Below are 14,636 nucleotides of genomic sequence, written 5' to 3'. Positions count from 1 at the left end.
TCTTTCCCGGTCAAAGATTGACCAGATTGTAGGGCTTCCAGTGCTTTGTTAAAGTCGAACTCGTTGGACATGTGTCGTTCCTTTTGGGTCGTGATTATAGGAATGACACAGAATTTTTAACAGTCCCCAAACCTCTCTCCCTGCTTCAGGGTTTTTTACCAAAAACGGTTTCGTAAGTATCGATTACCTCGGCCCGTTCGGGGGCGTGGCTGATAGCGTGTTTGGCGTATTGTTGGGCTTTTTCCATATCGCCAACCTGATGATAGAGCCAGGCCAGGTTGTTGGTCGTAATCCAGTCCTTCTGCAACTCCTTTTGCATCATGGAAACATCCAACAGCTCTATCGCAAACTGGGGGTTATTCTCCATATACCACTGCGCAATACGACGACGGGATATACTGTCTTTCGGTTTGGCGTTAAAGTAATCCCGAATATGCGCCCGAACCTTTTTCGACGCATTGATCTTGCGCCCAACTTCATACATTTTTACCAACACACTGTAACGGCTGCGGGGCTCAATCGCCTTTTCCAGAGCCTCCCAGGCATCGCGATATTTGCGCTCAGCCATCAGTATCTCAGCATCCAACTCATGATAAGCGGTATCCTGAGTCGGGTGATTGAGAAGGCTCGTTCTTGCTTCCTTAATCTCGCCCTGCTTCAAATACGCGGTACTGGCGATCAAAGAACGGTTACGTACGGTAATACCTTTGCCATCGGCTTTTTGAAGTATTCTAAACACCATATCGTACTGTTCAATACGAGCGGCGATGCCCAAAGTAAATTGAGCCATGGATGCATCGTCAAACACCGGGCTATCGATCAGGTTTTGCAGGTGGGCGCTTGCCTGACCGGGTTGCTGGCGCTCGATATCAGCAAGAATTGACGCTACACGTTGACTCTTACTCCACTGCTTTTCATCTCCTCGCTCAGCCAGGTAAGTCTCAACGCGCTCCAGCTGACGGGTGCGCAGCAGAAAGTTTAAGAGTACTCCTTCCAATGCTTCGCGATTGTCGCCTTGCAATGATGCTTGCGCTTTTTCCCAGTCCAGCTGATTAAAGTGGTAAGAAGAACCCAACCAGTGGTGATAGACCATGGGATTGATAAAACTGAGATCATCCATCAACCTGCTACTGATTCTGCGAGTTGCTGGGGCATCACCAACAGCGGCCATTGCACTGAGCTGCAACAAAAGACTGGGAATATTGTCGGGATCGATCGATAGCGCACGATCGATGTATTCCATCATTTTGCGCTTATCACCTTTGCGCTGAGCAACCATTGCTGCTGCATTAAGCGCGTGTAGATCATCCGCAGTTGAAGACAACCACTGCGTGACAATACGATCAGCTTTATCGGTTTCTCCGTCTGCCAAGTGAATAAATACCAATCGCAGCTTGTCTTTCGCCCCGGCATCTTCACTCTTAACGGATTCCACCAGTGCCTGTTTGAATTCGTTACGTTTTAGTGCCTGATTGAGAATGTACCGCTGATTAGCCAGGTTGTGTTGTTCAACGTCGATATCCGCCACTTTTTGTTGAATCATACTGGCGTCGTCAAAAATACCCCGACTGATCAATTGGTGACTGACCCGGTTGGCCAGGGCCACATCGATGGCATCTCGAGTATCCAGGTTTTGGAAAATTTCGGCCGCCTCTTCCGATTCATTCAACTGCAGCTTGGTTTCCACCAGCATTTTACGACCAAAATGATCGCTGGGAAGCCGGTCACTGATGATCGTAAGATGTCGATTGGCTTGCTCCCAGGAATGCTGCTGGTAAGCCCCCACACCAATAATCAAATGGTTGATAAAGGATTCCAGGCCCTGATTGAGAGAGCGTTGCGCCAACTCCATGGCATCGTCAAAGCGTTTGTCAAAGAAAAACTGCATCGCCTGTAGCTGCTGTGTCATGGGGTGATTGGCTGCCTGGCGAGCAAGTTTTTGCACGTAGATTTTGCCAGTCTCGTAGTCTTTTTGCTGAAAGGCTGCCAAGGCGGTATACACACTCGCGTCAGCATCCCCCGGGCGCTGTTTGGAATAGAGGATGTAATTCTCCAGAGCGGCCGCGCCTTCGCCCCTGGCCTGATGCAGGCGAGCTTTGAAGAGAAGCGCATCTGAGAAATGTGGATCTGCAGCGGTGATCTCCTCAATTACGGTCATTGCCGTTTCGAGGTCACTGTGTGCCGTCAAGCGTGTATATTGATAGCGGATAAATGGTGATTCATTCGCGGAGGGGGGTTCCGTCAGCTCCAGAACTGACATCGCATCGGCGGAGGCGCCTTCTGCCCGCAACTGAAGTATCTTGTATATCTCCCGGGCTTTATCGTTAAAGGGCGCCTGTTCACTCTTGAGGATTTCGTCCACCAATTCAGGGTCGCGGTTTTCCAGGGCCGCCATAACCCATTGATGCCAGTCTTTATCCATTGGCACGATCTGTTGTCCGGGCGCTCCATCGGTCCCCGGGAGGCGCTCCAGCGCATCGTAAAAGCGTGCCGCATTGATATTGTCACCAAACTGAAAATAGGTTCTCGCCAATAGCAATCGGGCTGCTCGAACCAGCTCTGGCCGCTTGTTTTCCCGGGCCTCGGTCAATAGGCTTTTGCCCTTGATTTCAGCGGAGCGAAAATTGTCGTTCTGCAGGTCCTGCTGAATGCCTGCCAGGGTTTGCTCTGGAGACTTCTGGGTGCAGCCCCCCAGCAAGGCCGCCATCAACACAGCAGAAGAAAGGATTTTTCGATGCATGCTCTGACATCCATGTTGAATTACACGAAAAGCATACCCAACTGCGCACGGGAGTACCACATTTGATCTGCCAGGCAATTCCCAGAGTATGACTGATATTGCCGCCATTTCGCCGACATCTGGTGGTATTCGCTGTTTTCGGGCTGGAGATTGTCGAATGGAGACAATTTCCGGCTAACAGGCCACACTAAAGACATTGAAGGCTAAATACGTTTAAATCACTCTGTTCATCTTTCGAAATTACGAGCTTATATGTTTCTACGCAGACACCTCACGCTCTGGACGGCAGTGGTCACCGCTTTGTCGGCTTGCACCTCCCTCCCCCCTCAAACTCCAGCGACCCTATCCCAGGCCGTGAAACAAAGCCAGAATGACTGGTACCAGCAGGGGCAGGCATTGTTGCGGACCAAGCAGCAGCAAAAAGCCATCACCACACCGGCGCGCAATGTGATCCTGTTTATCGCCGACGGGCACGGCATTACCTCAAACACCGCCCTGCGTATCCTGGATGGACAACGACAGGGCAATAACGGGGAGGAACACGTCCTGAGTTACGAGCACTTTCCCCATTTGGCGCTGTCAAAAACCTACAGCACCGATGCACAAACTCCTGATTCCGCCGGTACGGCCACCGCAATGCTGACAGGAGTCAAAACACGTGCAGGCGTGCTTTCTGTGGATGACAGTCTCAAGCGCGGCGACTGCAGTGCAATTAAACAGGCCAGTTTGACCACCGCCATAGAGTTGGCGGAGGAGATCGGCATGGCCACTGGGATTGTCTCCACCGCCCGCATTACCCACGCCACCCCGGCAGCCGGATACGCCCACAGTGCGGATCGCAATATGGAAGGCGACGCGGATTTGACGCCGGGGCAACAACAGGCAGGATGTCGCGATATCGCCTCCCAGCTGGTGGCCTTTTCCCACGGCAATGGGATTGAAGTGTTGATGGGCGGCGGGCGCAAGAATTTTTTGCCTCATAACGTCATGGATGCCGAAGGACAGCCAGGCCGTCGCGAGGACAATCGCCACCTGATCAATGAATGGTTGACCAAATACCCGGACGGACACTACGCCCAGACCAATGACGAACTGCTGGAGGTCGGCCCTGACGGCAAACTGCTGGCGTTGTTCAGCGCTTCACATATGGCCTACGAGGCAGATCGCGCCAGCGATGTCGGTGGCGAGCCGTCACTGGCGCAAATGACGGCGATGGCTATCGAGCGATTGCAGCGACAGGGCAAGGGGTTCTTTTTACTGGTGGAAGCCGGGCGAGTGGATCACGGTCATCATGCCGGTAACGCCTATCGAGCTTTGGAGGATGGCAGGGCCTATGCCGCCGCAGTAGCCAAAGCCGCCGCCATGACCGATGAACAGGATACACTGATTATTGCCACGGCGGACCACAGCCACACCCTGACCATGGCCGGTTATTCTGAACGGGGCAATCCCATCCTGGGGTTGGCCGCCTCGCGCTCAGCGCAAGGCCATCCCTACACCACGCTTTCCTATGCCAACGGACCTGGAGCCGGCAGCGACCGAGAGCACCTGGACCACGATTCTGTGGGGCACAGAGACTTCAAACAACCAGCCCTTGTGCCGCTTGCCAGTGAAACCCATGGCGGCGAAGACGTGGCGATTTATGCCCGCGGACCAGGTGCCTGGCTATTCAGTGGTACCGTGGAACAGAATTACATCTTCCACGTGATGCATCACGCCGCTCAACTGCAGCGGCATCGTTAGGAACTCCTGCCGGCACAGGGAGGTGTCGACAGAATCCACAAGCTGTTAAGAAGACTCCGCCATTAGCTTGCTGTCAGCACTCCAGCCACACTGGCGGCCCTGGTTCTTTTCTTCCAGCCAAGCCATCAGCGGTGCAAAGTAATCGATGATGGCCGTCGCATCCAATTGCCGTTGCCCGGTCAGGGCTTCCATGGCGTCAGGCCAGGGCTGGCTGGCGCCCAGGGTCATCATAGACTGAAGTTTCTCACCCGCCTGCCTGTTGTTGTAAATGGAACAGCGGTGCAGGGGCCCCTCATAGCCCATGTCCTCACAGAGGGCACGATGGAATTGAAACTGCTGGATAAAAGCCAGGAAGTAACGGGCATAGGGGGTATTGCCCGGGATGTGATATTTGGCACCCGGGTCAAAGTCGGCTTCGCTCCGTGCCACCGGTGCACTGATACCCTGGTAGCGTTGCCGCAGTTGCCACCAACCCTTGTTATAGTCTTCGGGTTTCAGCTCACCACTAAATACCTGCCAGCGCCATTTGTCGACCAATAATCCAAAGGGTAAAAAAGCGATTTTATTCAACGCCATTTTCATCAGATAACCCAGGTCTTCCTCCACCGGTGGCTCTTGCTCTAACAACCCCAACTCCACCAGGTAACTTGGAGTCATGGACAGCGCGACAGTATCGCCAAGCGCCTCGTGGAAGCCATCATTGGCGCTTGCCTTAAACAGATAAGATTGCTTGTTGTATGCGCGTTGGTAAAAGTTGTGGCCCAATTCGTGGTGAATGGTCTGAAAATCTTCGGCGTTTTTCTGGATACACATTTTGATGCGAAGATCGTCGACATTATCCACGTTCCAGGCACTGGCATGACAAACGACCTCCCGATCCCTGGGTTTGAGAAATTGTGAACGTTCCCAGAAACTCTGCGGCAGGGGTTCAAAGCCGAGCGAGGTAAAAAACTTTTCACCGGTTCTGACCATCCCCATTTCATCCATGCCGGAATCCAGGATCAGCTGGTCCAGGTCATAGCTCTGTTCGTGTCCTTCAGGCTTAACCAGATCGTAGACATTGCCCCAAGTTTGCGCCCACATATTGCCCAGCAAGTGCGCGGGAATTTTGCCGGAGTCCGGCACCACGTCATTGCCGTAGTGGTCTTTCAATTCAGCTCGCACATGGCATTGCAAGGCTTCATAGAGAGGTTTGACTTTGTCCCATTGCGCATCCACATCGGCGGAAAACTCCTGCGGTGTCATGTCATACTTTGAACGCCAGAGGTCACTGAGATTGTCGTAACCCAGCTCGCGAGCGCCGTCTGTCGCGATCTGGACCTGACGCTGATAGAGATCTCGCATAGGCGGCGATACCTGACGCCATCCCTGCCAGATTTCTTGCAGAAAGCCGGCATCTCGACTTTCGGCCATGATTTGCGTCATGTCCTCCAGGCTGAAGCAGCGGTCGTCATTGCAGTATTCTCCAGAACCATACATGGACTCCATCTGCAAACCCAGATCAGCGAGTTCACCCGCCAGCGCTTTGTCATCAGGCGCGGGAAAGCTGAGCTCCATTTTTAATCGCTGCAGTTTACGTCGAAGCGTTGAGTCCAAATCCAGGTGGTCATAAAGCGCAGCCTGCTTGGCGAACTTGACGGATAAAAGGCTGTATTCCTGAAACGCTTTACCGGAAACAAATTGACTGTCGCTGTTGATGTAGGTGGAGGAAAGCCAGGCGGCGTGTCCTACATACTCTGCTGCGGTTTCCAGCTCCTGCTCCGCCTGCTCGACAAAGGCTCGGGCATCAGCGGAGGTGACGGCTTTGATTCGCGACAGCTGTTGTGCTGAAGACTGCTGAGGCGCTTCAAACGTTTCAACGGAAACATTCAGACACCCCCCCAGAATCAGGGGCAGGGTTAACAGTGTCCACTTTTTCATATCGTTCAATCTTTCCACTCGTCAATTTCAACTACTTCCACTTCCTGTTCACCGGCCGCTTTCCAATGTTGCATTTGTGGCAGTTCCAGCATCCATTCCACATAGTCGCGACAGATGGGTGATACCGGCAAGCGGTAGGTATGCAGTCTGAACACCACCGGCGCAAAGTAAACGTCTGCAATACTCAGTTCACCAAACAAAGCCGGGCCACCGGAACGAATCAGGCTTTGGCTCCAAAGTTCGTCCAGCCTGTCAAGATCCTTTTGCACACCACCCCTCAAGGGCGCAGAAAAGGGAGGTTTACGGCAGTTCATGGGGTAATGATTACGCAACTCCAGAAACCCGGCATGCATTTCCATAACAGCGGAAAGCGCGGTGGCCTTGTCGACTGGGTCCTGCGGCCAACTGACAGCCGGCGAAAACTGCCGCTCAATATATTCAATGATAGCCAGGGAGTCCCACACCCGAACTTCGCCGTGGTGCAAAGCCGGCACACAGCGAGTGGGAGAAAGACTTTTGATGCGTTCGTGGAATTCCGGCGTATCCAGTGGCAAGCGGATTTCTTCGAATGCGATGTCGTTTACTGCGAGGTACAGCCAGGCTCGCAATGACCAGCTGGAGTAGTTTTTGTTACCAATAATTAGGGTTAACTGATCCATGTAAGTGTCTCCGAATTAGTCGTAAAGGTGGCAGGCAACCAAGTGATCACGCCCTACCGGTTGCAGAAGTGGCCTCTCGCTGTGACAACGCTCACTCGCTTTCGGGCAGCGCCCCACGAAACGACAACCGGGAGGCAGGTTGACCGGTGATGGCACTTCTCCCTTGATCAAATCATGGCTGCGCTGCTTTTCCTGCTTGGGATCTGCCAGGGGGTTAGCCTTGGTCAGTGCCTGGGAATAAGGGTGCTTGGGGGTAAAAAAGACGTCGTCGGACGGACCTTGCTCCACCACAGAGCCCAGATACATCACCACCATTTCGTCCGAAATGTAGCGCACCATGGACAAATCGTGGGCGATAAACAGCAGCGTCAGGCCCATGGTATCCTGCAGTTCACCGAGCAGGTTGATCACCTGGGCCTGCACAGACACATCCAGTGCCGAAATGGGTTCGTCGCAAACCACAAAATCGGGTTCGGTAATCAAGGCCCTGGCAATACCAATGCGCTGGCGTTGCCCCCCCGAAAACTCATGGGGATAACGCCCCAAATGAGCTGCATGCAGATTGACTTTTTGCAGCCAGCTGGCGGCCAGTTCCCGGTTGCTTTTGCTGTCGCCCTGGTGCTGCAAACGCAGAGGTTCGGTCAGGATTTCCTCAATGGTCATACGTGGGTTTAATGAGGCGTAGGGGTCCTGAAAGATCATCTGTATGTTTTTGCTGTAGCGACGGTAGTCCGCGGACTTATATCTGTCCGGCAATCGATCGCCACGATAATACACATCGCCGCCGGATTTATCGTGCAAGCCCACCAGGGTTTTGCCCAATGTGGACTTGCCGGAGCCACTCTCTCCAACCAGACCGACAATGGAATTTTCCGCGATATCCAGACTCACGCCATCCACGGCGTGCAGCGTTTGACTGCGCCCTATATGAAAACGCTTTTGAAGGTTTTTGATCTGCATTAACACGCGCGCTTACTCCCCTGATACAGCTCCGCCACTTCCCGCTTGGCCTGCGCATGCTGTAACCAGCAACGCGAGTGGTGTCCTTCGCCAACGGCAATCAACTCCGGCCCGAGCTTGTCGCAGATATTTAACGCATGATTGCAACGATTGCAGTAACCACAACCGGCCGGCGGTGCAAACAGATCCGGTGGGCTGCCGGCAATTGCCGTGAGCTTTTGTTCCACATGCATTTCCGCCGATGGCATCGCTTCTTTTAATCCCAGGGTGTAAGGATGGGCACTGCGATAAAAAATATCGTCCACCGTGCCGCTCTCGACCACCTGGCCGGCATACATCACCGTTACATGATCCGCCATGCGAGCTACCACTCCGAGGTCGTGGGTGATCAAAACAATGGCCATACCTTCTTCGCGCTGGATTTCGCGCATTAATTCCAGCACCTGGTTCTGGATAGTCACATCCAAAGCCGTCGTGGGTTCATCGGCGATCAGCACTGAAGGATTGCAGGCCAGACTCATGGCGATGACCGCTCGCTGCAACATGCCGCCGGAAAATTCGAACGGGTATTGGCGCGCCCGTTTGGCCGCTTCGGGAATTTTGGTGCGTTCAAGCAATTCCACCGCACGTTTCAGCGCCTCAGTCTTGCCAATGCCACGGTGGATCATCAGGGTTTCGGCAATCTGCTCACCGATACGCATAGTTGGATTCAGCGCGCTCATGGGGTCCTGGAATACCATGCCGATCTCGGCACCGCGGATGTTGTTAAGCTCACGCAGCGGCAAACCTAACAGTTCACGGCCATTGAGTTTGGCCGAGCCACCAACGATACGACCGGGGGGCATGGGAATCAGCCCCATCACACTCATCATGGTCACCGATTTACCACAGCCGGACTCACCGACGATGCCCAACGTTTCTCCAGGGTTTACCGAAAAGGAGACTCCTCGTACGGCTTTTACCACGCCGCCCTGAGCGTCAAACTCCACCTGAAGATCGCGGACGTCCAACGCCGGCGCCTTATGCTGTTCAATGATGTTGTTGTCACTCATGTCCATTAACCCTTCATTTTCGCATCGAGGGCATCGCGCAAACCATCACCCAGAAGGTTAAAGGCCAGCACCGTAATGCTGATCAGCAAAGCCGGGAACAGCAACTCATGGGGATGACTGAGGAATGACTTGACGCCCTCGTTGCAGTTGGCTCCCCAACTGGGCGTTGGCGGCGCCACCCCCATGCCAATAAAGGACAGGAATGCCTCGGTAAAAATCGCCGTGGGAATGGAAAAGGTCAGCGAGACCAGCACCACACCCATCACATTCGGCAACATATGTCGCCAGATCAGATAGTGAGAGCTGCCACCCATTAACTGCGCCGCTTCCACAAAGGGTTGTTCTCGCAGTTGCAGTACCTGCCCTCTCACCAGGCGGGCCGTGGCCGGCCAACTTAACACCACCAGTGCAATCAGCATCGGAGTGATGCCGCTTTCGCCGGGTCCGATACCCATGGCGACGCGGAACAGAATCATAAACAACAGGAACGGCAGTGCAATCACAAAGTCGGCAAAACGCATCATCACTTCGTCAACGCGACCACCCAGGTAGCCGGCCAGCCCACCGTAGATGACGCCGATAATGACAAATAGCAAGGGCGCAACAATACCGATGTAGAGCGACGTTTGGCCGCCGTAAATCAGACGAGCCAACATATCTCGACCGAGATAATCCGTTCCCAGCAAATGACGCTTCAGCTCTACCTCTTCCCCGACAAACGTCTCCGGGTTTTGTGAGGAGATAAGTCCACGCTGAACGGCAGATCCGACGCCGATGGCGTGGCGAGGTGTGACACGCAGAGTGGCGTAATCGGAAACGTCTCCGCCGGCTGAATAGGCTTGCACCGAGTAATAGTACTTGCTTGGCTCCAGCTTTAATCGGTCCTCAAAGAAAACCTGATTCAGTTGTTCAGTTTCCCCCAGCGGCAGCCCCAGGTCCGTGGGACCGGACGGACGCAGAAGATGACGAAACACCCGATAGCCGACCGCCCCCGGCACCGGTTGCCATGCCAACCGAACTGACTCGGTGTGCGCCTCACCGTAGAGTTGCAGACCGGTAACGGGCGACAGTGGCCCTGTATGGGCGGCATGGTCGGCGTAGATGCCTTGCCAGGGTGTGGTATTCACCACCAGAGACTTGCGGCCGAGACTGGGGCCCTGGGAAATCTGAGTCAGGTCCTGACTGACGGGATCAAAGTCCGCCACCAGAGGCAGCACAAAGGAAAACACCAGCAGGCCGACAATCAAATACAGCGAACAGATAGCTCGACGATTGCGTTTGAGCCGCCGCCAGGCATCCTGCCAGTAAGACAAGGAGGGGCGCACCAGAACGTCTGCCTGGTCGCCTCGCTGCAGGGGTTCGAAATCGGTACTGGAAAAGGTCACGGGGTTATTCATGGTCTGTTGTCACTCCCTAGGCTGCACTCTTGGCGACCCGGATACGCGGATCAATAAAGCCATAGAGGATGTCGACCACTAGCACCATCACCACCAAAAATGCACCGTAGAATACGGTGGTGCCCATGATCACGGTGTAATCCAATTGCTGCACGGCTTGCACAAAGTAGCGCCCCAATCCGGGAATCGCGAACACCAGTTCAACCACAAAGCCGCCGGTGGTGATCGCGGCAATGGATGGCCCCAATACGGTTATGACAGGCAAAATCGCATTGCGTAATTGGTGCTTAAAGAAGATACGCAATGGCGATACCCCTTTGGCGCGGGCCGTGCGAATGTAATCGGCGCTGGTCACTTCCAGCATGGACGAGCGCATCAGACGAGTGAGGTAGGCCATGGTGCCGAGCCCCAGCACCAATGCCGGCACCAGCATATGACTGAACGTCCCCCAACCCGCCACCGGCAACAACGACGCGCCGACCAGATCGTTAAACGCCAGAATGCCCAATTGCCCCAGCATGGCGAACACAAAACTCGGTACTGAAACCGCGATCACCACCAGGAACATGATTACGCCATCGGGCCATCGATCCCGGTAAACCGCCGTCAATGCACCCCAGACAATCCCGCCCGCAGTGGCGATAACCAGGGCCATCACACCTAACAGGGCGGAGACGGGAAAATGCTCGCGGATAATGTCATTCACATGGCGATTTTTTTGTGTGAACGAGATACCGAAATCACCTTTGAGCATATTGCCCATAAAAATTCCGTATTGGTGCCATACGGGTTTATCGAGCCCGTAGCGGGCTTCAATATTACGTCGGATTTCGGGTTTCATGGCTTTGGCATTGGCCAACGGGTCACCCGGTACCATATGCATCCCCACAAAGGTGGCGGTGGCGATAAACCAGATGGTGATCACACCTGACAACAGACGCTTGAGAATAAATTCAATCATGTGCCTTACCTCGCAGTGCCGGCGGGTGGCTCAATGGTGGCAAAGTTGAAGTTGGGGTCTCCACCCACTGCGCGACGCACCACCCCTTTCAGGCGGGGGTGCTGCACAAAGATTTTGCCGCGTTCGTACAAAGGGACAATCACCACGTCTCTGAACATGATTTTTTGCAGTTCATTAAATGCATCCATACGTTCACGGGTATCCAGGGAGCTTTGCGCCACTCCCACCCAGCGATCATATTCATCGCTTTTGTAGCGGCCGCGATTATTGAGATTGTGGCTGAGGAACAGATCGCCATAGGTCAGCAGGTCGTCGTAGTCCGGCCCCCACCCTGAGACCACCATATCAAACTGACCGGCGGTCATTTTTGCCAGGCGCTGTTTAAAGATTTGCACGTCCACACGAATATCCAGATCCAGGTTCTGCTTCAACAGGGTTTGCAGATACTCCGCCGTTTTCTGGCCGTTGGGGCTGTCATCCGCCAACAGTGTCAGGGGCGGAATCCGATCCACTCCCAGCTCTTTGCGGGCCGCTTCCAGATATTGGCGTCCACGTTCGGCATTGAGCTGGGGTTTGATGGGTGGATACTCCCGTTTGTAGAGATCGTTCACGCCTTTGATCCAACGCGGATACAAACTGTAGGCGGGATAACTGCCCGGATTTCCCAACACCTTGTAAACCAGATCGTCAGTGTTGAATACCGACTGGATCGCTTTGCGCAGATTGTGGTTGCGAGTCACGTGTTGGTCGCGAAAATTGAATTCGATAAAAAACACCGCGCCATCGAGAAAGGTCTTGATCTGCATGCGTTCCTGCAGTGCGCCCTGCAGGCTCTCGGCTACCAATTCATCGGCCAGCGCAATATTGTTGTCCCGGTAGAGATTCATGCGCGCATTGGCATCTTCGGTGATATAAGGAATGTCGATTCGCTCCAGCCATATCTCATCCTTGCGCCAGTAGTGAGGGTTCTTCTCCATTTTAATGGAGGCCCCGTGTACCCATTCGGTGATGATGTAGGGGCCGCTATAGAGCATGTCCTCAGCATCAGCAGCAAAGCGCTCACCGCGGCTTTGGTAAAAAGACTCCTTTACCGGAAACAACACACTGAACGCCGTCAGGCCCAGAAAGTACGGACAGGGTTGGAACAGGGTCACTTCCAGGGTGTAATCATCCACCGCCCGAACACCCAGTTGATGCGAAGGCATCTTGCCCTCATTGATCGCCTGGGCATTGAGAATCGGGAACAGGATAAAGGCATACTCGGAAGCATTGGCGGGCTCCAGCACCTTGCGCCAGGCAAACACAAAGTCGTGTGCCGTAATCTGGCTGCCATCACTCCATTTGGCACCTTTGCGAATCCAGAAGGTGGCGCCATCGTCACGCAGCTCCCAGCGCTCGGCCACACCTCCGATCAGGTTATTGTCGCGATCATAGGCCAGCAACCCTTCCATCACGTGATCCAGGACCATGCTGCTGGTGGTATCGGTACTGGTGGTGGTATTGAGGTCTGGCGGTTCCTGGCGAATCGCATGAGAAATGCTGCGACTTTCGTAATCGAGGCCAATAGCATGGGCGGGAACCGACAGGAGCGTCAGTGAGGTCAAGATCAAAGCCGCCAGAGCGACTAAGGTGAGACGGTGTTGTGTTGTTATCATGGTGGTCATACTACATCCCATATTCCTTGTAGGACGAGTTGCTTGAGCATTCCCTCAAGCATATATGATTTTTTTATGCTCCGAACAGGTGCCGGCGACCACCGGACCGACGCCTGCCGTCAAGTACTCAGGCTGCTTCTGTCAGGCGTCTTTGCAGGGCCTCGAAGCCACCCACATACTCTTGGCCATGGAATATCTGGGGCACTGTGGTGACCTCATGACCTACGGTTTTGGAGAGATCAGCTTTGCTGATACCTTCTTGGTGAATATCCACATAGCGAAATGGCAGATTCTGCTCTTCCAGCAGTTGTTTGGCGCGTCGGCAGAAGCCGCACTGCTGGTGGCCGAAGAGGGTGTAGCGGGTAACGTTGGCGTGGCTCATGGTTCACTCCGGTTCAGTCGATAGTGGTGATTGATACCCAGAGTAAGAGAAGCGCAACCCTAAATAAAATTGATTAATTATTTTTGATCAATAGCTTTTAACAATGAAACTGCAAAACTCATCGTCTTAGTGATTTCGATGCTCCAAAAACCAAAAAGCCCCGCACATTGGCGAGGCTTTTTGTGGGTACCTGTTGTGGGTACCCGGTGTGAGAGTACCGGGAAAACTGATGATCAGTTAACGGTAGGCTCGCCAGCCGCTTCGGCCTTCTGCTTGGCCTGGGCTACCGCCTGGGCAAACAGTGCGTCGAAGTTAATGGGTGGCAGCATCAGAGCCGGGAAACTGCCCTTGGTAACCACATTGTCGATGGCTTCGCGAGCATAAGGGAACAGGATGTTGGGGCACATGGTATTCAACACCTGCGCCAGCTGCTGGCCTTCGATACCCTGAATGGTGAACAGACCCGCCTGGTGAACTTCTACCAGGAACGCGGTCTCCTCTTCCAGCTTGACGGTGATGGTCAGAGTCAGAACCACTTCATACAGACCATCTTCAACCTTGTTGGTTTTGGTGTTCAGCTCCTGGTTAACCTGGGGCTTCCACTGCTTGCGGAAGGCGTCAGCACCCATTGGGGCCTCAAAGGACAAGTCCTTGAGGTAGATACGCTGCATCGCGAATTGCTGGGAAGGCTGCTCAGCCGCGCCTTCGGTAGTTTCTGGGGTTTGTTCGTCAGCCATAATGCCTTACTCATTTATTATTGGGAGAGACGCATCCCGCGTCGGCCCAGGTTGGTAAATCGGTTCAAAACGGTTATGGGGTCGCCCAACGCCATTTCAAGCCCGTCTTGAAAAATTCATGGATCACCCGGCGGCGGGCTTCAACACGAGGTATCAGCAGGCCTCCACCGCACCCAACATTTGCTCCAGTTTGCCACTGCGGTCGAGCAACATCAGATCATCACAGCCACCAATGTGGCGCTCGCCGATCCAGATTTGTGGAACCGTATGGCGACCACTTTTTGCCATCATTTCCTGGCGCAGCTCCGGATTGCCATCCACGGCGATCTCGGTGTAGTCAACGCCACGGTGATCCAACAACGCCTTCGCTCTCAGGCAGTAAGGACAATAACGGGTGGTATAGAGGGTCGCACTCATAAATCGGCTCTCA

General features: G+C 54.0%; 12 protein-coding genes. 1 reads left to right on the top strand and 11 read right to left on the bottom strand.

Features of this window, described 5'->3' with window-relative positions:
* Positions 1-145: 145 nt before the first annotated feature.
* Entirely contained in the window at positions 146-2,740 is a 2,595-nt protein-coding gene (locus HBA55_RS08790) for a tetratricopeptide repeat protein (protein ID WP_166989455.1), read from the bottom strand.
* Positions 2,741-2,992: 252 nt separating this feature from the next.
* Between HBA55_RS08790 and HBA55_RS08785 the strand changes: the two genes are divergently transcribed.
* Positions 2,993-4,483 (top strand): alkaline phosphatase, encoded by a 1,491-nt coding sequence (locus tag HBA55_RS08785; RefSeq protein ID WP_166989453.1) that lies wholly within the window; start codon positions 2,993-2,995, stop codon positions 4,481-4,483.
* Between the two features lie 45 nt (positions 4,484-4,528).
* Here the strand turns inward: HBA55_RS08785 and HBA55_RS08780 are convergent, their stop codons facing one another.
* The 10 genes from HBA55_RS08780 to grxC form a co-directional block, all read right to left on the bottom strand.
* Positions 4,529-6,403: a M2 family metallopeptidase gene (locus HBA55_RS08780; RefSeq protein ID WP_166989451.1), complete on the bottom strand. Its 1,875-nt coding sequence runs from the start codon at positions 6,401-6,403 to the stop codon at positions 4,529-4,531.
* Positions 6,404-6,408: 5 nt separating this feature from the next.
* Positions 6,409-7,062, bottom strand: coding sequence for a glutathione S-transferase family protein (locus HBA55_RS08775; protein ID WP_166989449.1), 654 nt, complete (start codon positions 7,060-7,062; stop codon positions 6,409-6,411).
* Positions 7,063-7,077: 15 nt separating this feature from the next.
* Positions 7,078-8,022, bottom strand: coding sequence for an ABC transporter ATP-binding protein (locus HBA55_RS08770; protein ID WP_166989588.1), 945 nt, complete (start codon positions 8,020-8,022; stop codon positions 7,078-7,080).
* Positions 8,022-9,074: an ABC transporter ATP-binding protein gene (locus tag HBA55_RS08765; RefSeq protein ID WP_166989447.1), complete on the bottom strand. Its 1,053-nt coding sequence runs from the start codon at positions 9,072-9,074 to the stop codon at positions 8,022-8,024. The genes HBA55_RS08770 and HBA55_RS08765 overlap by 1 nt, the downstream gene beginning before the upstream one ends.
* 5 nt (positions 9,075-9,079) lie before the next feature.
* Positions 9,080-10,471 (bottom strand): ABC transporter permease, encoded by a 1,392-nt coding sequence (locus HBA55_RS08760; RefSeq protein ID WP_166989445.1) that lies wholly within the window; start codon positions 10,469-10,471, stop codon positions 9,080-9,082.
* 16 nt (positions 10,472-10,487) lie between these two features.
* Positions 10,488-11,432 (bottom strand): ABC transporter permease, encoded by a 945-nt coding sequence (locus HBA55_RS08755; RefSeq protein ID WP_166989443.1) that lies wholly within the window; start codon positions 11,430-11,432, stop codon positions 10,488-10,490.
* Between the two features lie 5 nt (positions 11,433-11,437).
* A complete protein-coding gene (locus tag HBA55_RS08750; protein WP_166989441.1) occupies positions 11,438-13,096 on the bottom strand; it encodes a peptide ABC transporter substrate-binding protein in 1,659 nt (552 codons plus the stop codon).
* A gap of 118 nt (positions 13,097-13,214) precedes the next feature.
* Positions 13,215-13,469 (bottom strand): GrxA family glutaredoxin, encoded by a 255-nt coding sequence (locus tag HBA55_RS08745; RefSeq protein ID WP_166989439.1) that lies wholly within the window; start codon positions 13,467-13,469, stop codon positions 13,215-13,217.
* Between the two features lie 233 nt (positions 13,470-13,702).
* Positions 13,703-14,206, bottom strand: coding sequence for a protein-export chaperone SecB (gene secB, locus HBA55_RS08740; RefSeq protein ID WP_166989437.1), 504 nt, complete (start codon positions 14,204-14,206; stop codon positions 13,703-13,705).
* 153 nt (positions 14,207-14,359) lie between these two features.
* Positions 14,360-14,623 (bottom strand): glutaredoxin 3, encoded by a 264-nt coding sequence (gene grxC / locus HBA55_RS08735; RefSeq protein ID WP_166989435.1) that lies wholly within the window; start codon positions 14,621-14,623, stop codon positions 14,360-14,362.
* Positions 14,624-14,636 lie beyond the last annotated feature (13 nt).

The organism is Pseudomaricurvus alkylphenolicus (assembly GCF_011683955.1).
GTDB lineage: Bacteria > Pseudomonadota > Gammaproteobacteria > Pseudomonadales > Cellvibrionaceae > Pseudomaricurvus > Pseudomaricurvus alkylphenolicus.
Note: the sequence above shows the minus strand (reverse complement) of the source record. Positions and strands in the feature narration are given on the sequence as shown.